This window comes from Vibrio sp. Isolate22 (genome assembly GCF_022398115.1).
Lineage (GTDB): Bacteria > Pseudomonadota > Gammaproteobacteria > Enterobacterales > Vibrionaceae > Vibrio.
This window is the reverse complement of the sequence record NZ_JAKEUW010000004.1, coordinates 66,484-84,343: the sequence shown is the minus strand read 5'-3', so window position 1 is coordinate 84,343 and position 17,860 is coordinate 66,484. Positions and strand designations below refer to the sequence as shown.

General features: G+C 44.9%; 15 protein-coding genes, 1 pseudogene and 1 other annotated feature. Of the genes and pseudogenes, 8 read left to right on the top strand and 8 right to left on the bottom strand.

The window, feature by feature from the left end:
• Positions 1–31 precede the first annotated feature (31 nt).
• Complete coding sequence (locus L1D55_RS04360) at positions 32–901, bottom strand: PHP domain-containing protein (protein WP_239916635.1); 870 nt, start codon at positions 899–901, stop codon at positions 32–34.
• Positions 902–1,021: 120 nt separating this feature from the next.
• Here L1D55_RS04360 and L1D55_RS04355 point away from each other — a divergent pair, with 120 nt between their 5' ends.
• The 7 genes from L1D55_RS04355 (at position 1,022) to trpA (ending at position 8,155) form a co-directional block, all read left to right on the top strand.
• A complete protein-coding gene (locus tag L1D55_RS04355) occupies positions 1,022–1,147 on the top strand; it encodes a hypothetical protein (RefSeq protein WP_004741253.1) in 126 nt (41 codons plus the stop codon).
• Positions 1,094–1,208: a sequence feature (Trp leader region), on the top strand. It overlaps the preceding gene by 54 nt.
• 125 nt (positions 1,209–1,333) lie before the next feature.
• Positions 1,334–2,923, top strand: coding sequence for an anthranilate synthase component 1 (locus L1D55_RS04350; RefSeq protein WP_239916634.1), 1,590 nt, complete (start codon positions 1,334–1,336; stop codon positions 2,921–2,923).
• 2 nt (positions 2,924–2,925) lie between these two features.
• Entirely contained in the window at positions 2,926–3,552 is a 627-nt protein-coding gene (locus L1D55_RS04345; protein WP_102424840.1) for an aminodeoxychorismate/anthranilate synthase component II, read from the top strand.
• Positions 3,553–3,561: 9 nt separating this feature from the next.
• Positions 3,562–4,557, top strand: coding sequence for an anthranilate phosphoribosyltransferase (trpD, locus tag L1D55_RS04340; protein WP_239916633.1), 996 nt, complete (start codon positions 3,562–3,564; stop codon positions 4,555–4,557).
• Between the two features lie 25 nt (positions 4,558–4,582).
• Positions 4,583–6,022 carry a bifunctional indole-3-glycerol-phosphate synthase TrpC/phosphoribosylanthranilate isomerase TrpF gene (gene trpCF / locus L1D55_RS04335; RefSeq protein ID WP_239916632.1) on the top strand — a complete coding sequence of 480 codons (1,440 nt, stop codon included), beginning with the start codon at positions 4,583–4,585 and terminating at the stop codon, positions 6,020–6,022.
• A 136-nt stretch (positions 6,023–6,158) separates the two neighbouring features.
• Positions 6,159–7,349 carry a tryptophan synthase subunit beta gene (trpB, locus tag L1D55_RS04330; RefSeq protein ID WP_008224417.1) on the top strand — a complete coding sequence of 397 codons (1,191 nt, stop codon included), beginning with the start codon at positions 6,159–6,161 and terminating at the stop codon, positions 7,347–7,349.
• Positions 7,349–8,155: a tryptophan synthase subunit alpha gene (gene trpA, locus L1D55_RS04325; protein WP_239916631.1), complete on the top strand. Its 807-nt coding sequence runs from the start codon at positions 7,349–7,351 to the stop codon at positions 8,153–8,155. The genes trpB and trpA overlap by 1 nt, the downstream gene beginning before the upstream one ends.
• An 83-nt stretch (positions 8,156–8,238) precedes the next feature.
• Here the strand turns inward: trpA and L1D55_RS04320 are convergent, their stop codons facing one another.
• Positions 8,239–9,036, bottom strand: coding sequence for a slipin family protein (locus L1D55_RS04320; RefSeq protein WP_239916630.1), 798 nt, complete (start codon positions 9,034–9,036; stop codon positions 8,239–8,241).
• Positions 9,037–9,105: 69 nt separating this feature from the next.
• Positions 9,106–10,512: pseudogene (locus L1D55_RS04315) on the bottom strand (nodulation protein NfeD).
• Positions 10,513–10,921: 409 nt separating this feature from the next.
• Between L1D55_RS04315 and L1D55_RS04310 the strand changes: the two are divergent.
• On the top strand, positions 10,922–12,241 hold the full coding sequence (locus L1D55_RS04310; RefSeq protein ID WP_345772774.1) for a dicarboxylate/amino acid:cation symporter: 1,320 nt from the start codon (positions 10,922–10,924) through the stop codon (positions 12,239–12,241).
• A gap of 119 nt (positions 12,242–12,360) precedes the next feature.
• On the opposite strand, the gene L1D55_RS04305 is transcribed toward L1D55_RS04310, so the two are convergent.
• The 5 genes from L1D55_RS04305 to L1D55_RS04285 all read right to left on the bottom strand — a co-directional run bounded on the left by L1D55_RS04305 (position 12,361) and on the right by L1D55_RS04285 (position 17,852).
• The gene (locus tag L1D55_RS04305; RefSeq protein WP_004741243.1) at positions 12,361–12,942 is read right to left on the bottom strand and encodes a TetR/AcrR family transcriptional regulator; all 582 of its coding nucleotides are present in this window, start codon (positions 12,940–12,942) and stop codon (positions 12,361–12,363) included.
• A gap of 307 nt (positions 12,943–13,249) precedes the next feature.
• Positions 13,250–13,645, bottom strand: a complete 396-nt coding sequence (locus L1D55_RS04300) for a hypothetical protein (RefSeq protein ID WP_004741242.1) — start codon at positions 13,643–13,645, stop codon at positions 13,250–13,252.
• A gap of 11 nt (positions 13,646–13,656) precedes the next feature.
• Positions 13,657–14,907 (bottom strand): hypothetical protein, encoded by a 1,251-nt coding sequence (locus L1D55_RS04295; protein WP_239916629.1) that lies wholly within the window; start codon positions 14,905–14,907, stop codon positions 13,657–13,659.
• A 12-nt stretch (positions 14,908–14,919) separates the two neighbouring features.
• Complete coding sequence (locus tag L1D55_RS04290) at positions 14,920–16,539, bottom strand: methyl-accepting chemotaxis protein (protein ID WP_239916628.1); 1,620 nt, start codon at positions 16,537–16,539, stop codon at positions 14,920–14,922.
• Between the two features lie 116 nt (positions 16,540–16,655).
• Positions 16,656–17,852 (bottom strand): EAL domain-containing response regulator, encoded by a 1,197-nt coding sequence (locus tag L1D55_RS04285; protein WP_239916627.1) that lies wholly within the window; start codon positions 17,850–17,852, stop codon positions 16,656–16,658.
• Positions 17,853–17,860: the final 8 nt, after the last annotated feature.

The following is a 17,860-nucleotide window of genomic DNA, read 5'->3' as shown; positions in this document are numbered from 1 at the left end:
TCGACTCTATCATCAGAAGGAGCTGCTTCACCTAGATACTGTCATCGTTATCTGATGGTGAAACTGTTTGAAACTCCCAATCTTTCCATACTTCTTCGACCCCAGAAGGTAGCCAGAGATTACGTCCAAGTTCCATCCAAGGAGATGGATAATGGAAGTCACTGCCTTGGGAGGCTAATAGTTTGTATTGTATAGCATAATCGGCAAGAGTGCGTCGTTCTTGTTGTGCTTGCTGCGGTTGCGCCACTTCCATCGCGTCACCTTTTGCTTCAACAAACGCAGTCAATAGACGCTTAACCCACTTAGCGGTAAAGCCATATCGCCCTGGGTGCGCTAATACCGCTTGCCCACCAGCGGCGTGAATGGCTGTGACAGCATCACTCATTGAACACCAAGTTGGCGGCACATAACCTGGGTTATTACGTGTTAGGAACTTCTTGAATACTTGCTGCATGGTTTTCGCGTAGCCGTTATCAACCAACCATTTAGCAAAGTGAGCGCGGGTGATCGGTGCATCGCCAGCAATCAACTTCACCTCTTCTAGCACCCCTTCACGGGTTGCTTTTTCAAGGCGCCGAGCAATCAGTTCTGCACGGCCAATACGGTGCTGCTTCTGTTGTTCAATGAGAGCTTTCAGCTCTGGGGACTCAGGGTCAACGTTTAAACCAACAATATGGATATCTTTGTTTTGCCATACGGTGGAAATTTCGATGCCGTTGATCAGCTGAATTGGAAGATTGTTATCCGCAATATAGTTGCGCGCTTCAGCAAGCCCATCAGTCGTATCATGATCTGTAATCGCTAGCGCTTCGATGTTAAAGCTCAGCGCTCGGTCAATTAGCTCAGGTGGAGTAAGTCGGCCATCTGAGGCTGTTGTATGACTATGTAGATCAATTCTCATATATTCTTTTTCATTGTTTTCAATTTTTATCGTTATATTTGTGTCAACACACTTGACCCGCAAGCAGAAAACTAGTTAACTAGTACACAAATACGAAGTATCACATTTGATAGGTTCACCATGTTACAAGAATTTAACCAAGACCATAAAGATAAAGTTTTAGAACTTTCTTCAGTAGAAGCAAGTTCAGAGCTTAATTGGTGGCGCACTTGGACAAGTTCTTGGTGGGCTAACGTATACTTCTAATTAAACAGTTTGTTTATAAAAAAGTTATCACTAAGCCCGCTTCCATAGCGGGCTTTTTAATTTGTCGAACATCTCACATTCAACTGACTAACAAATCATCGAATTGACCATATTCTAGATTGGGTGAAAGGTATCTTTATGCGACTATGTACGGCAGGAAATTTAAAGAATCATAAAGGAGGTCTTGTGAACAAGGCCATTGAAATCAAAAAGCTGGGAACTATTGAGGTCATCAATACTTCAGTTCCTTACTCGCAAGATCCAACCAGTGTTTTCCATACCTTGTGTGAAAACAAAACGGACAGTTTGCTGTTGGAATCTGCTGAGATTGAATCTAAACAGAACCTGACAAGCCTACTCCTTATCGACTCTGCTGTTCGCATCGTATGCCGCGAACATGAAGTAACCTTTCAAGCCCTGACTAAAAACGGTCAAGCGCTTATCGAACACCTAACTCAAAACGTAAAAGCAGAGATCAAATCTGACCTTACTGATAACGTTTTGACGCTCATTTTTGTTGAGCCTAGTAACGAACTGGACGAAGACTCCCGCTTAAGAGAAGCCTCTTCTTTCGATGCACTGCGTTTGGTTCAGCACAGCTTTGAGCAAGACGCTGGTAACAAACATGCATTGTTTATGGCTGGTCTATTCGCTTACGACATCGTAGCGAACTTTGAACCACTAGGTGATGCTGAGGCAACCAATAACTGCCCTGACTTTGTTTTCTACGTCGCTGAAACCCTGCTTCGTTTCGACCACCAGGAAAACCAAGGCCTACTTCACGCAAGCTTATTCGCTCAAGACGACAGCATCAAAGCACAATTAACCGAGCGTTTAGCTGAGATTCAAACGCAATGTCAGTCACTGAAAGCAATCACGGAAGTTACACCATTAGACAACGTGGAAGCAGTACCAAGCGTATCAGACGAAGACTTCTGTCAAACCGTTCGTGACTTAAAAGAGTACGTAGTAAAAGGCGATGTGTTCCAAGTCGTACCATCACGCCGCTTCACGCTTCCTTGCCCAGCTCCACTGGCAGCTTACAAAGAACTTAAACAAAGTAACCCAAGCCCTTACATGTTCTACATGCAAGATGAGCTGTTTACTCTGTTCGGCGCTTCTCCAGAAAGTGCGCTGAAATACGAAACTGAAACCAACCAAATTGAGATCTACCCAATTGCTGGTACTCGTCGTCGTGGTAAGCGTCCTGATGGCCAAATCGATTTCGACCTAGACAGCCGTATTGAGCTTGAACTGCGTACCGACAAGAAAGAGAACGCAGAACACATGATGCTTGTCGACCTAGCGCGTAACGACGTTGCACGCATTGCCGAAGCAGGCACTCGCCACGTAGCAGATTTACTGAAAGTTGACCGCTACAGCCATGTGATGCACTTGGTTTCTCGTGTTGTTGGTCAGCTACGTGAAGATTTAGATGCCCTACACGCTTACCAAGCTTGTATGAACATGGGCACGCTAACAGGCGCACCAAAAATCCGTGCAATGCAGCTTATCCGTGATGTAGAAAAAACACGTCGTGGTAGCTACGGTGGCGCGGTGGGTTACCTAACAGGTGAAGGCACGTTAGATACTTGTATCGTAATTCGCTCTGCGTACGTTGAAGATGGTGTAGCACAAGTACAAGCTGGCGCTGGCGTGGTGTTCGATTCAGACCCACAAGCTGAAGCGGATGAGACTCGCGGCAAAGCTCAAGCGGTTATCTCAGCAATTCAAGCAGCACACACTAAAAACATCTCTAACAAGAAGGAGTCGTAATCATGGCTGATATTGTATTCATCGATAACTTCGACTCGTTCACTTACAACCTTGTCGACCAATTCCGCTCATTGGGTCACAACGTAAAGATTTACCGTAACAACATCTCTGCAAAGGTTGTGGAAGCGGCAATCAACGAACTAGACAACCCTGTTGCCCTACTTTCACCAGGTCCTGGCGCTCCAGCAGACGCGGGCTGCATGCCTGAACTAATTCAGTTGCTAAAAGGTAAAGTGCCAATGATTGGTATCTGTTTAGGTCACCAAGCTATCGTTGAAGCTTATGGCGGCACCGTTGCAGGCGCAGGCGAAATCATTCATGGTAAGGTATCGATGATGGAACATCAAAATCATGCGACTTACCAAGGCTTACCTTCTCCACTGGCTATTGCTCGCTACCACTCTCTGGTTGCTACGCATGTATCTGATAGCCTAACGGTAACGGCTGAAGTCGATGGTTTGGTCATGTCTGTGGTTCAAGAACAAGACAAAGTATGTGGATTCCAATTCCACCCAGAATCAATTATGACAACCTACGGTGCAACGCTTCTAGCGAACGCTATCGAATGGGCACTTGAGAAACCTCTCTGCCTTGAGAAGAAGGCCACTCTTGATAAAAAGACTAACTAGGAAACGATCATGGAACAGATTAATAAACTTTACGAACAGCAGTCTCTTACTCAAGAAGAAAGCCAACAGTTATTCGACGTTATCATCAAGGGTGAACTAGACCCAATCCTGATGGCTTCTGCACTAACTGCTCTGAAAATCAAAGGCGAGACGCCTGAAGAAATCGCTGGTGCGGCAAAAGCACTGCTTGCCAATGCAAACCCGTTCCCACGCCCTGATTACGATTTTGCAGACATCGTTGGTACCGGTGGCGATGGTCACAACACCATTAATATTTCGACGACTTCAGCATTTGTTGCCGCTGCTTGTGGTTTAAAAGTTGCAAAACACGGTAACCGCAGTGTATCGAGCAAATCAGGCTCTTCTGACCTACTGGATTCGTTTGGCATCAACCTAGCAATGACAGCAGAAGACACTCGTACAGCTGTCGATGAATTAGGTGTAGCGTTCCTATTTGCTCCTCAATACCACGGTGGTGTACGTCACGCGATGCCTGTTCGTCAAACCATGAAAACGCGCACCATCTTCAACATCCTTGGCCCACTGATTAACCCTGCTCGCCCTAACATCGAGCTAATGGGTGTTTACAGCAAAGAGCTAGTGCGCCCTATCGCGGAAACCATGTTGCAAATGGGTATGAAGCGCGCAGCAGTTGTTCACGGTAGCGGCCTTGATGAAGTGGCTATCCACGGCGAAACCATGGTTGCAGAAATCAAAGACGGTGCGATTCACGAATACACTGTGACACCGGCAGACTTTGGTTTGAACACTCACCCTCTTGAAGCTATCAAGGGTGGCGAGCCAAAAGAAAACAAAGCCATCACAACCAATATCCTGACGGGCAAAGGCACTGAAGCCCAAGTTGGCGCAGTAGCCGTGAACGTTGCTCTGCTAATGCGTCTATTTGGTCACGAAGACCTAAAAGCTAACGCACAACAAGCCATTGATGCGATGAATTCTGGCAAAGCGTACGAGCTTGTACAAAAGCTTGCAGCGCACGCCTAACGAACGACGAATTGAGACAAAGAACATGACACAGACTACCGATAAACTGTCGACCCACGTTTCAGTTAAAGAAGCTGAAATGGCGGAAGTATTAGCAAAAATCGTTCGTGATAAATACCAGTGGGTTGAAGCGCGTAAGCAAGCTCAGCCTCTTGACGAGTTCAAAGCCGCTTTAACCAACTCAGACCGCAGTTTTTACGAGGCACTGAGTGGCGAACAAACGGTTTTCATTACTGAATGTAAAAAGGCATCACCGTCGAAAGGTTTGATCCGTGACGACTTTGACTTGGACTACATTGCATCGGTTTATAACAACCACGCTAACGCAATCTCAGTGCTGACCGACGAAAAGTACTTCCAAGGTGACTTTGAGTTTTTACCAAAGGTTCGCAGCATCGCTAAGCAGCCGATCCTGTGTAAAGACTTCATGGTTGATACCTACCAAGTTTATCTCGCTCGTCACTACTCAGCAGATGCGATCTTGTTGATGCTATCGGTGTTGAATGACGAAGAGTACCAAGCACTTGCTGAGGTTGCTCATTCACTGAACATGGGTGTGCTTACAGAAGTCAGCAATGAAGAAGAGCTGCACCGCGCAGTGGCTTTAAACGCTAAGGTGATCGGCATTAACAACCGTAACCTGCGTGACCTGTCGACGGATTTGAATCGTACAAAAGAACTAGCCCCACTACTTCGTGAGCTAGCACCTAATGCAATCGTAATTTCAGAGTCTGGCATCTACACACACCAGCAAGTACGTGACCTTTCAACATTTGCCGATGGCTTCCTAATTGGCAGCTCTCTTATGGCAGAAAAGAACCTTGAACTGGCCGTTCGTAAAGTAACGCTTGGTGAAAACAAGGTCTGTGGTTTAACCCACTCCGATGATGCAGCAAAAGCGTACCAAGCAGGCGCGGTATTCGGTGGTCTGATTTTCGTTGAAGCGTCTAAACGTCATGTGGATATTGAAGCGGCTCGTTTGACGATGAGCGGTGCACCTTTGAACTACGTCGGCGTGTTCCAAAATCACAGCGTTGCGGACGTAGCTCATACCGTTTCAGAGCTCGGTTTGTTCGCTATACAACTGCACGGCGATGAGTCTCAAACGTACGTTGATGAGCTAAAACAATCTCTGCCTGAAAGCGTTGAAATTTGGAAAGCTTATGGTGTTTCTTGCGATGCTGAGAGCGCGTTACCGGAATTACTGGAAAGCAACGTGACTCGTCATCTGCTAGATACTAAAGTGGGCTCTCAAACAGGCGGTACTGGCCAAGCATTCGATTGGAGCCTGATCAACAACCAAAGTGCGATCATGTTGGCAGGCGGTCTAAACCCAGAAAATGCTAACCAAGCGGCTAAGTTGGGCTGCTTAGGATTAGATCTAAACTCTGGTGTTGAATCGGCTCCAGGTAAAAAAGACGCAGGCAAACTGCGACGAGCTTTTGCGGCGATTCGTAATTACTAGTCTGGCTTCTAAAAGCGAAAACTAGAGCTAGAAAGCGGAAACTAAAACCTATTTGTGAGCTTTGCCTTTGCGAAGCTCAAACAAGACTAAATGACTTGGGGTGAAGACACTCCAATAGAATTGAAGGAATAACATAATGGCTAAACTCGATGCCTACTTCGGTGAATACGGTGGTCAATACGTACCGCAGATCCTAGTGCCAGCACTAGACCAACTTGAACAAGCATTTATCGATGCACAAGCCGATCCTGAATTCCGCAGTGAATTCATGACGCTACTTCAAGAGTACGCAGGTCGTCCAACAGCGCTAACGCTGACTCGCAACCTAACTAAAGGTACAAAGACCAAACTTTACCTAAAACGTGAAGACCTACTTCACGGTGGCGCACACAAAACTAACCAGGTACTTGGCCAGGCTCTACTTGCTAAGCGCATGGGCAAAAATGAGATCATCGCTGAAACAGGTGCGGGCCAACACGGTGTAGCGACGGCTCTTGCTTGTGCTCTATTGGGCCTTAAGTGTCGTGTTTACATGGGTGCAAAAGACGTTGAGCGTCAAAGCCCGAATGTATTCCGTATGAAGCTAATGGGCGCAGAGGTTATCCCGGTTCATTCTGGTTCAGCAACACTGAAAGATGCGTGTAACGAAGCTCTACGTGACTGGTCTGCAACTTATGAAGATGCGCACTACCTGCTAGGTACGGCTGCGGGTCCTCACCCATTCCCAACCATCGTTCGTGACTTCCAACGTATGATTGGTGAAGAAACCAAGAACCAGATTCTTGCACGTGAAGGTCGCCTTCCAGATGCAGTTATCGCTTGTGTGGGTGGCGGCTCTAACGCTATCGGCATGTTCGCTGATTTCATCGAAGAAGAAAGCGTTCGCCTAATTGGTGTTGAACCAGCAGGTAAAGGTATTGATACTGACCAACACGGCGCGCCACTAAAACACGGCAAGACTGGCATCTTCTTTGGTATGAAAGCGCCACTAATGCAAGATGAGAATGGTCAAGTAGAAGAATCTTACTCTGTGTCTGCAGGTCTAGACTTCCCTTCAGTTGGCCCACAGCACGCTCACCTAAATGCAATTGGCCGTGCAGAATACGACAACGTAACCGATGATGAAGCACTAGAAGCGTTCCAAGCAATTGCTCGCAACGAAGGTATTATCCCTGCTCTAGAATCATCTCACGCCGTTGCACACGCGTTGAAAATGGCTCAAGCGGAACCTGAGAAAGAGCAACTGCTGGTGGTTAACCTATCTGGCCGTGGTGATAAAGACATCTTCACTGTACATGACATTCTTGAAGCGAAAGGAGCACTATAATGGATCGCTATCAATCACTCTTCACTCGCTTAGCTGAAAAGAATCAGGGCGCATTTGTACCATTCGTAACGGTTGGCGATCCTAACGCTGAACAGTCTCTTAAGATCATGGAAACTTTGGTTGAAGCAGGTGCTGACGCCCTTGAACTTGGTATCCCATTCTCAGATCCACTGGCTGATGGCCCAACAATCCAAGGTGCGAACATTCGTGCGTTAGATTCTAAAGTAACGCCTGATGTGTGTTTTGATCTTATTGGTCAAATCCGCGCGAAATACCCAGAGCTACCAATCGGCCTACTGATGTACGCAAACTTGGTTTACGCACGTGGTATTGAGAACTTCTACGAGCGTTGTGCCAATGCAGGTATTGACTCGGTACTAATTGCAGACGTACCAACCAACGAAAGTGGTGAGTTTGTTGCGGCCGCGAAGAAGTTTGGCGTTCACCCTATCTTCATTGCACCACCAACAGCAAGCGACGAAACGCTTAAATCTGTGTCAGAACTTGGTGGCGGCTACACTTACCTACTTTCTCGTGCAGGCGTAACTGGCGCTGAAACTAAAGCAAACATGCCAGTAACCGCACTGCTTGACCGTTTGAACAAGTTCGACGCGCCACCAGCACTACTAGGTTTCGGTATCTCAGCTCCAGAGCAAGTAAAAGAAGCTATTCAAGCAGGCGCTGCCGGTGCTATCTCTGGCTCAGCCGTTGTAAAAATCATTGAAAACAACGTTGAACAACCAGAAGAAATGCTTAAAACACTGGCCCAGTTCGTTGCGCCGATGAAAGCGGCAACACAGAAGTAATGGTTAGCATCTGCTAAACACGACGTTAAATTCAAAAGGCACCACAGATGTGGCGCCTTTTTTATTGCAGCTAGAAACCCTGGCTAATCATCGGATTTCATCGCTTTCTTAATCGCAGCCTCATTTAGCGTCGCTTTTATTGGATCAGTGATTTTCTCCACTAAATCGACAGGCATAGGAAATACGATGGTGGTGGTACGCTCATTCGCCACTTCGGTCAATGTCTGCATATAACGCAATTGGATAGCGTTAGGTGCTTTGTTTAGCACATCTGCGGCTTCCCGCAGCTTGGTCGATGCTTCAAGCTCACCGGTCGCATGAATCACCTTAGCTCGGCGAGAACGCTCGGCTTCCGCCTGTTTAGCGAGAGCGCGCACCATACTGTCATCAAGATCGACATGCTTGATCTCAACATTAGCGATCTTGATCCCCCAGTTATCGGTGTGTTGATCAAGAATCGATTGGAGATCTCTGTTGAGCTCTTCACGTTCAGACAACAGTTCATCTAACTCATGCTGACCTAAAACTGATCTCAGTGTGGTTTGGGAGAGCTGACTGGTCGCCTCGAGATAGTTCTCAACATTATTGATTGCCATCTTAGGATCCAACACTCTGAAGTAAACCACAGCGTTAACCTTCACTGATACGTTATCTCTGGTGATCAAATCTTGTGTGGGAACATCTAATACAATGGTTCGTAGATCGACTCGCACCATCTGTTGAATGAAAGGAATGATGATAATTAACCCCGGCCCTTTCACGTCATAAAAGCGCCCAAGGAAGAATACCACTGCACGCTCGTACTCGCGTAGTACTCTGAACATACTGGCGATCAGCAAGACAACCACCACGATGACAATACCTATAGTGTGTATAAACATAACCGCCCCCTAATGGTAACGATGACTCAACAATGAATAATTCGTTCGAGTTAACCCTCTCATCAAGCACTAACCAATTTTCGATGATGTCTCATCAGAAAGAGCTTCAACATCTAAAGAAAGTCCTGTTAGCTTGGTGACTCTGATACTCTGCCCGGCTTGCAGCTCACTAGTGCATTGGGCTTGCCAAATTTCGCCAGCAACAAGCACTCGACCTGCGCCAGGAAAACCACTGACCACCTTACCTGTCTCACCGACCACCGCTTCCATCCCAGTGGTCACAGGCTTGCTTCTTACTCGAGCTAACATAGAGAGTGTTACGACGATAAAAGCAACGGAGAACAAACTTATCCCGATAATTAGCGGTAATGCGATTTGGTAGCCAGGTACTTCAGTGTCCATCAACATGATGGAACCGAGTGAAAACGCAGCAACGCCCCCCAAGCCGAAAATCCCAAAACTCGGACTAAAGGCTTCGGCGACCATCAAGGCAATACCGAGTAAAATGAGGGCGAGACCTGCATAGCTCACAGGCAACATTTGTAAGGAATACATAGCCAACACCAAACAGATGCCACCAAGTACTCCTGGCAAGCCGACACCTGGGTTATAAAACTCAAGCAGCAGACCATAAATACCAATCAGCATTAAGATGTATGCAACGTTCGGATTCGTGATTACCGAGAGCAAACTAAAGCGCCAATCTTGTTCTCTCTCGACAAAGGCCACGTCATTAAGTTCTATGTCCTGATTGATGCCATTAATCATGATGGTGCGGCCGTTACTCATTTCGACCAACTGTTGGAGGTCGCTGGCTATGAAATCAATCACATTCAGCTCAAGGGCATTCTCGGAATCCAAACTCGCTGCTTCTCTTACCGCTTTTTCTGCCCATTCTTCATTTCGATTGTGTAGTTTAGCCAAGCCAACAATGTAAGCCGCAGCATCATTAATGACCTTCTTCTCCATCACGGTAGTGGCTTTTACTTGCTCGGAGTTCTCTTCTTTAGATGAACTTTGCTCATTGGTTGTGGCGTTGTCGTCTTTATTGGCCTCTTCTTGTGGGGATAACGGGTTAGAAGGGCCTTTACCTCCGCCAAGAGACACTGGAGTCGCGGCGCCTAAGTTGGTTCCGGGAGCCATCGAAGCGATGTGGCTGGCAAGTAGAATATACGTCCCTGCACTTGCTGCGCGTGAACCCGCTGGTCCAACCCAAGTGGCTACCGGAATCGGTGACGTGGTGATGGATCGAATAATGTCGCGCATCGACGTATCTAACCCGCCGGGCGTGTTCATCTTTACTATGATGAGCTTGGCTTGCTCATCGGTGGCTTGCTCTATCTATCTTGCTAGGTAATCACTGGTTGCAGGACCGATACCTCCATTCACCTCAATCACCCAAACATCATCGGCTTGAACATTTACCGAACTGAACAACAGAAGAAATGCGAACAGGTACTTTAAAATAAAAGTCATGTCTCTCTCCTTACAACTGAGATGCTAGATAGACGTTTTATTTAAAGCGCAGAGGTAACATCTTGGTAATAAATCGATACCTTAAGCATAGTTCAGGCTAAATTTCATACAACACTTCCATTTAGAATCACTAAGAACATAGCGAGCAAAAAAAGCGCACAAATGAAAACCAAATGTTAATAATACAACCTCAATACTTAAGGATGAAAAACATTCACAAAGCACGATGCATGCTCACATTTATAAACTTGGCAAATATCAGCACAAGAAAAAACAAAAGCAATCGTTTGCCTTGGTATAAAAAAACACCAAACAACGGTAGGCCTACAATTTTTGGCGTAGTTTCATCTCAGCTCATATTGATAAATGTAAAGGATACGTGTAAAACTCTTCGCGAAATATTTATCCAATGGTACATCGTACATTGGTGAGTAGTTCTGGGAATTTTATATTTAGTAGCACAGAGGTTATGGAAGTGTTAAAAGAAAAGAGTTTACTAAGCAACATTGGCGTTCAAGTCGTTATTGCAATGTTCATCGGTACCCTAGTTGGTGCGATGATGGGTGACAGCGCAACAATGTTCGCTCCACTGGGTGCTATCTTCATCAACTTGATCAAGATGCTGGTTATCCCTCTAGTTGCGGTTGCCCTAATTTCAGGTGCAGCAGGTCTAGGTAATAGCTCATCTGCTGGTAAGGTTGGTATCACAACCCTTGGTTACTTCGCACTAACGTCTGCACTTGCTGTAGCGCTAGCGCTTGTAATGGGTGAAGTATTCGAACCAGGTCGTGGTATCGATGTTTCGGGCGTAGAAGGCATGTTCTCTTCTGAGTACGCTGCGAAAGGCGAACTGCCAACATTCTGGGCAACTATCACCGGCATGATCCCTACCAACGTTTTCCAATCATTGAACGAAGCAAACATTCTGCAAATCCTAGTTTTCTGCTTGTTCTTTGGTATTGCACTTTCTAAGCAAGCGAAAGAAAAACGTGAGCCTATCATCAATGGCGTAAATGCGATTGTTGACGCGATGGTTTGGATGATCAACAAGGTAATGATCATCGCTCCACTTGGTGTATTTGGCCTAATGGCTGAAGCAGTAGGTACATTCGGTTTTGGCGCACTAATGGTCGTGTTCAAGCTGTTTGTTGTTTACATCGCCGCTATCCTGATCTTCGGCTTTGTTGCTTACCCGCTAATGATTCAAATCTTCACTAAGACTTCAGCCAAAAAGTTCCTAGTTGCAATGAAGAAGCCTCAAGCGGTTGCTCTTTCAACGGCATCTTCAATGGCTACCCTGCCTGTTACCATGGACACTGTAGAAAACGAGCTTGGTGTACGCAACTCTACGGCTTCGTTCGTTCTACCTCTAGGTGCAACGATCAACATGTCTGGTAACGCGATTTACTACGGCCTAGTGGCCATCTTCTTCGCACAGCTGTTCAACATCGACCTATCTATGGGTGCTTACGTTGCTATCATCGTAACATCAACACTAGGCGCTGTTGGCCAAGCAGGTGTTCCTGGTCCTTCTTTCCTAGTTGTTGCTGTTCTTCTGGCGGCTGGTATCCCTATCGAAGGTCTACCTCTGTTGTTCGCTCTAGACCGTATCTTCGACATGATTCGTACAGCACTGAACATCACTGGTGATGCAGCATGTGCAGTTATCGTTGACTCTCTAATTGAAGACGAAGCGAAAGAAGCAGAGCTACAAAAGCAACAAGCATAAATTTCGATTACATCGGAAAACAAAAAGCCACTCTATGAGTGGCTTTTTTACGTTTTAAGATAAGGTTACTGCTGAGCTAAATTCTTAGACTTCAGTCTTTTTGATGCTCTACATATCGCTCAGTATGCGTAGCTATTTTCTTTCTTAAACAAGCTCGCGATAACTTCTTGATAGTGCATCAAGTTAAATGTCGAACTCTCAGAGTTGTACTTTTGCTGTCTTGTTTCTAAATAAGGTTGAGAAACCAGTGAACTTACCAGCATCTGATAATAATGAAAGTTGGATTCGTTACAGCCATCTACTAAATAAAGGAGGTTTTCAAGAGTCTTGTGATAGATGAAACCGAACTTAGATTCTTTTAACCTTTGCACATTGTCGTGATTAAAAGAGTTACCACCAAGGGTGAATAATAAAAATATATTTGGCGCACTTTCCCAAAACTCAATAAGCTCTGAGATTAACTGTTGTAGCTGCACCCCTTCCACTCTTTGATATTTTGAAAACTGTTCCTTAAATCGATTTGTATGCTCTTCAATGAGCTGGTCAAAAAGCTGTTCTTTATTGTTGAAGTAATAAAGAATTAAAGCAGGACTTACCCCTGCAGATTTGGCAATAGAGCGAATTGATACTTTATTATAAGGCTGAGAAATAAATAACTTTTCTGCTGCACTTAATATTTCTTCTCTTTTTTCTTTTGGCATCAGATTGTATCCCACCCGCTTGTTTACATTTACCACACATTTTATAACTCTAAGAAACAATCTCAATATGAAAAAACACACATTAAGTACACCGTTAGATAATCAAAACTTAGAAATCTAAATTTAATGTGTGTTTTAAGTAATGTAATTAAAATCAAACTGAATAATTGTTCTAAGAAACAATAACATATAGCTAAGCAATATCATGTAAGGGTTAAGTAAGGCTAGCTATCTTAAATGTAAGGACGATCAGCTTAAACGTAAGCCAATGTAAGAGTGGCGCTCATATTGAGCGCCACATATAAAATTAAAGTTTTAAAATCACTTTAACTGAACTATCGACTAAAGATTCATCGATATAAGCAATCGTATTTGTCGAGCTAGCAACCATGTCTTTTGCTAGGCTCTCCTGACCAACAGCCTTAGGTGGTTGACCTTTACCCGTGAATACGCGTTTTGCCCAATATGCTTGCAACTGCGCTTCGGTTTTTTGAGTGATAGCTTGGTGAAATTCACCTTTCTTTGGGTGTCCGTCTTCCAAATCAACCGCTTCAATTTGTAGTGACTTCGCTTTGCCTAAGTACAACTTCTTAACCGTTGAAGCATCAAGCTCAGACATAGCAGGGTTGCCAACTACAACTAGGCCAGCGAATGCGTTCATGCTGCTAAGAAGAGCAGCGGCTACTAATGTTTTTTTCAACATGATTCTCTTCCTTAAAATACCGCATCAACTTTTACAGTGTACAAAATGTTATCGTCGTCCTTATATTGCGACGCTACACCACCATTCGTTGAACCAAAGCCAGTTAGGTAACTAATATCACCTTTTAGCGCAATATTCGGTAGGAAGTCCCAACGAGCACCAATGCTGTATGTTGTGCGCTGTGTGTTTAGCTTATCAGCCAATGCTTTTGCTGAACCGTATGCGTATTTCGCAGACGCACTGGTTGGATTTTGAAGTACATTTGCAAGCTGACGGTTTGCTTCTGCATTTCGCTCGTCATCGTCCTGCGTTTCCATGTATGACACGGTAATGTAAGGCGTTACTTCATCTAGACGGTATGCTGCTGTTAGGTATGCTGCATCCACATCGTAGTAGAACCCTTCAACGGTTGTGCGTGTCACTTCTGAAACCAGCATTAGGTTGCCGTTTTCGTATCGACCACCAACACCGTAAAACTTCGCTTTCTCGTCATCAAACGTTGAATTCAATACAGGCTTGCTGTTTACATTCCAGTTAGTTGAAGAGCTGATCACAGACTGTGCGTAAACAGCACGTAGTGTCCAAGTATCGTCAGTCCAGTTAACTACACCACCAGCAATGTCATCAAACTGTGTATCAGCGTTGTAGCTATGCTTTGATGCTGACAGCTTCTGTGAACCGGCAAAGCCTTGGAATGAAAGAGTGCTGTCATCTAGCTCCACATCATAAATGAAGTCACCACCCGTTAGAGAGGTAAGCACGACTGAACCGTACACTTCATTAGGTACTCGTACACCAACTTGTGCGTAACCCACTTCTAGATAATCAGAGTACATAAACAGTGGTAAACGTAATTTACCACCACGTACCGTTAAGTTCGGCGTCACTTTGTGGCTTAAGAATGCCCACTCAATACCAGGAGACCAGTTCTCTTTTTTATTACCACGAGCAACCATCTGAACAACGGCTGAAGTTGATTCATTAACTTCGAACTCACCTTGTAAACCAAACAAAGAACCTTCATCAAAACGTACTTTATTCTCCGACTTCATGAAGCCGTGGTTTTGATTACCTAGTTGCATGTTCAAAGATGCAAAACCATTGAAACTAAATTTATCAGCAATTGAGTTTTGCTCTTTCGCTTCAAGGATAGCGACCTTTTTCTCTAGCTCAGCCAATTTTTGCTCATCTGAAGCATGTGCAGCAAAAGATGCCGCAAGCGCCACTGCTACAGGCAATAAGCGAAATGGGGAGTTAGTCATTATTGTTCTCCGTTATACTTTGAATTGTGATGTTGATTTACTCAGCTCTGTCACGATGCCACTCAACTGGTGGCTCAGAGCTTCTAGTTGATCGGTAGACTGAGACACTTGGTGAGAGCACTGTCTAAAATCATCCATATGGGTATGAATTTGTTTTGAAGCGCGAGCTTGATGCTCTGTCGTACTCGCTATCTGACGGTTCAGCTCAGTAATTTCTTCGACCTGTCCGCTAATTTCTAATAAGTAATCACCGGCGTTTTGTGCATCCCCAACCGCTTGAGAAGAGCTGGCGAGACCTTGGTCCATTGCACCTACCGCCGCATTCGAACCCGACTTAAGCTCACCGAGTAAGGCATTGATCTCAGTGGCTGATTGTTGAGTATTATTGGCGAGCACACGTACCTCATCAGAAACGACCGCAAAGCCGCGCCCATGCTCTCCAGCGCGAGCTGCTTCAATCGCCGCGTTTAGGGCCAGAAGATTGGTTTGCTCGGCAACGCTTTGAATCGTGCTTAAAATTGAGCCAACGTTGCTCGCATTCTTGTCCAGCTCTTTCAATTTGGTTGCGGTATCACGAATATTGCTCGCCAGTTCTTCTATCTCTTGGCTTGTTTTCAGCACCACTTGGGTACCCGTTTGAGCACTGGTATTCGCCTTTTGAGCTTGGGAGTCTGCATGTGATGCAAAGCCAACGACTTGTTCAATGAGAGCAATGATGTTGTTGACGGCGTCAGTCACTTCTTCGATGTGATCACGCTGGGTGCTGTTCAACGCTAAGGTTTGATTGGACTCAGTACGGATTTTGTCACTTACAACCTCAAGCTCTTGCCCAATGCTCAACGTACTTGCAATGATCCCTTGAAGCTTCTCAATGAACTGATTAACGCTTTGTACTAAGGTGGCTATTTCATCTTTGCCGGAATAATCGATGCGAACAGTTAAATCACCATCTCCCGTTGCGATCGCTTGCATCTTCTCAGTAACAAGCAGGATTGAACTGATAACAGATTTGAAAATCGCATAGCCCACGATAAAGACAGACAAGACAAAGAAAACGCCAAGCCAGATTGACTGCTGAGCAGCATCGTTTGCGGCATTCTCTGAGTGCAATATGGTGTTGACTACATTTTGACTCGCTGATGAGCGAAGCGTTTCACTTGCCGCAAGTAATGAATCATATTCAGCAGTGAGCGTATTCGATCTTGCTGTCAGATTCTCGAAGGAGTCATTCAGGTTAATAAAATCTAGACTTAACGCGTACGCGGAATCCGTGTACTTTTTTAGCGAGCTCGACAGTTTGTTGAATACTTGCGCCTGTGAGGGTAAAACATTGGCACCTTTACTCGCTTCAACTTGAAGTTCAGAGGATATTTGGCGCGCATAGTCGAGAGCCTGCTCATCTTCCATGATCACAGCAGCTTCGAACTGCTGTTGAACATTTGGCAGCAGCGAGTGAATTTTAGTGGCGTGCTCTAATGCAGGGTAATAACTTAATTCTAACTGAGTTAGTCGTTGGCTATTATCGCGGTGAATAAAAACATTGATGGTTATTATCGCCGCTAAACTGAGCGAGATAATAGATAAAAGAACGACGAATTGTACTTTTATATTGATATAACGAGACAGTAGCATAAGGTTCTATTGAATTAGCGCAAATTGATAATTATGTTACCGCCAGTTCACTTTTATCGGTGAACACATTCACTAAACAAATATCACTTTATGTTTAAATGACTCCCCTATTCCCCCTACGCCAATAAATTGAACTCAGTTATTTTCTTTTCCCAGCTACTTTTCCACTCAGGCAATTGATCAGCTGGCATCGGACGTGCAATAAAATACCCTTGAGCCAGTGTGTCTTTATTACTCATTGAACGTATATCTTTCCAAATTGATATATCTTCAATGCCCTCTGCGACAGTCGTTAAATCCAATAATTTAGCGAGGTAAAGTGAAGCTCTCACAATTGCTCGACTAGAGCGGCTTTGCTGGATGTTTTTAACGAAGTCGATATCCAGTTTCAATGCAGAAAATGGCAGGTCCTCAAGTTGTTTCAGTGAGGAGTAACCCGTTCCGAAATCGTCTATCGCGAGCGGAATACCACGCATACATATTCTTGTTGTAGACGCTAAAGCCAACGCAACACTTTCAACTAGGTCGGACTCCGTTAACTCCAGCTTGATCTGCTCAACATCTAACCTACCGTTATCGATAAGCTTAAAGATATGATCGACAATTTCACCGTCAATCATATCTTTCGCTGTTAAGTTCAAAACAAACCTGCGGCTGCATAGGAAGCGTTGATCGTTAATCGCTTGCTCAAGTAACTGCTTCAATACATTCAGCATTAACCCTGAATCAATGAGACGCGTCAAAAAGAAAAATGGACTAAGGACACCATAGTGGGGATGCTGCCAACGAATTAAAGATTCACTCTCCTTCCATTCTCCCGTGTGAATACAGACGATGGGTTGATAATGCAAAACCATCTCATGGTTCTCGACAGCCTTGACGATGTCCTCATCAGTGATCACGATATCTCGATTTGAACTTGAAGCCGACTCTGGTTTTTTAGTATCCCTACTTACCAACTCTAGTAGCCGCGCACGATCAATCGGCTTTTCCAACACACCCAATAAATTGAGATTAAATGCCTTACACATTTTACTAGCGGCATCGAGCACGGTTTGGTTTTCAGCACTCGTTATGATGATATTGCCCTTGAAGTTCAAATTAGCTAACCGTTTTAGCAATTCGATCCCATCTATCATTGGCATATTGAGGTCACACAATATTAGGTCGACCGGAGACTGTTCAATGTGGTCTAACGCTTTACACCCACACTCGAAAGAATGAACCTTACCGACACTCAAGCTGTTCAATACCATGGTCATGACATTCAACTGAAAGGGGTGGTCTTCGATTACAACAATATTTTGATCCATAGTGTTCC

What these genes read in the sequence shown, in the direction of transcription:
- L1D55_RS04360 (WP_239916635.1), bottom strand. Translation starts at nt 901, where the DNA reads ATGAGAATTGATCTACATAGTCATACAACAGCCTCAGATGGCCGACTT.
- L1D55_RS04355 (WP_004741253.1), top strand. Translation starts at nt 1,022, where the DNA reads ATGTTACAAGAATTTAACCAAGACCATAAAGATAAAGTTTTAGAACTT.
- L1D55_RS04345 (WP_102424840.1), top strand. Translation starts at nt 2,926, where the DNA reads ATGGCTGATATTGTATTCATCGATAACTTCGACTCGTTCACTTACAAC.
- trpD (WP_239916633.1), top strand. Translation starts at nt 3,562, where the DNA reads ATGGAACAGATTAATAAACTTTACGAACAGCAGTCTCTTACTCAAGAA.
- trpCF (WP_239916632.1), top strand. Translation starts at nt 4,583, where the DNA reads ATGACACAGACTACCGATAAACTGTCGACCCACGTTTCAGTTAAAGAA.
- trpB (WP_008224417.1), top strand. Translation starts at nt 6,159, where the DNA reads ATGGCTAAACTCGATGCCTACTTCGGTGAATACGGTGGTCAATACGTA.
- trpA (WP_239916631.1), top strand. Translation starts at nt 7,349, where the DNA reads ATGGATCGCTATCAATCACTCTTCACTCGCTTAGCTGAAAAGAATCAG.
- L1D55_RS04320 (WP_239916630.1), bottom strand. Translation starts at nt 9,036, where the DNA reads ATGTTTATACACACTATAGGTATTGTCATCGTGGTGGTTGTCTTGCTG.
- L1D55_RS04310 (WP_345772774.1), top strand. Translation starts at nt 10,922, where the DNA reads ATGGTACATCGTACATTGGTGAGTAGTTCTGGGAATTTTATATTTAGT.
- L1D55_RS04305 (WP_004741243.1), bottom strand. Translation starts at nt 12,942, where the DNA reads ATGCCAAAAGAAAAAAGAGAAGAAATATTAAGTGCAGCAGAAAAGTTA.
- L1D55_RS04300 (WP_004741242.1), bottom strand. Translation starts at nt 13,645, where the DNA reads ATGTTGAAAAAAACATTAGTAGCCGCTGCTCTTCTTAGCAGCATGAAC.
- L1D55_RS04295 (WP_239916629.1), bottom strand. Translation starts at nt 14,907, where the DNA reads ATGACTAACTCCCCATTTCGCTTATTGCCTGTAGCAGTGGCGCTTGCG.
- L1D55_RS04290 (WP_239916628.1), bottom strand. Translation starts at nt 16,539, where the DNA reads ATGCTACTGTCTCGTTATATCAATATAAAAGTACAATTCGTCGTTCTT.
- L1D55_RS04285 (WP_239916627.1), bottom strand. Translation starts at nt 17,852, where the DNA reads ATGGATCAAAATATTGTTGTAATCGAAGACCACCCCTTTCAGTTGAAT.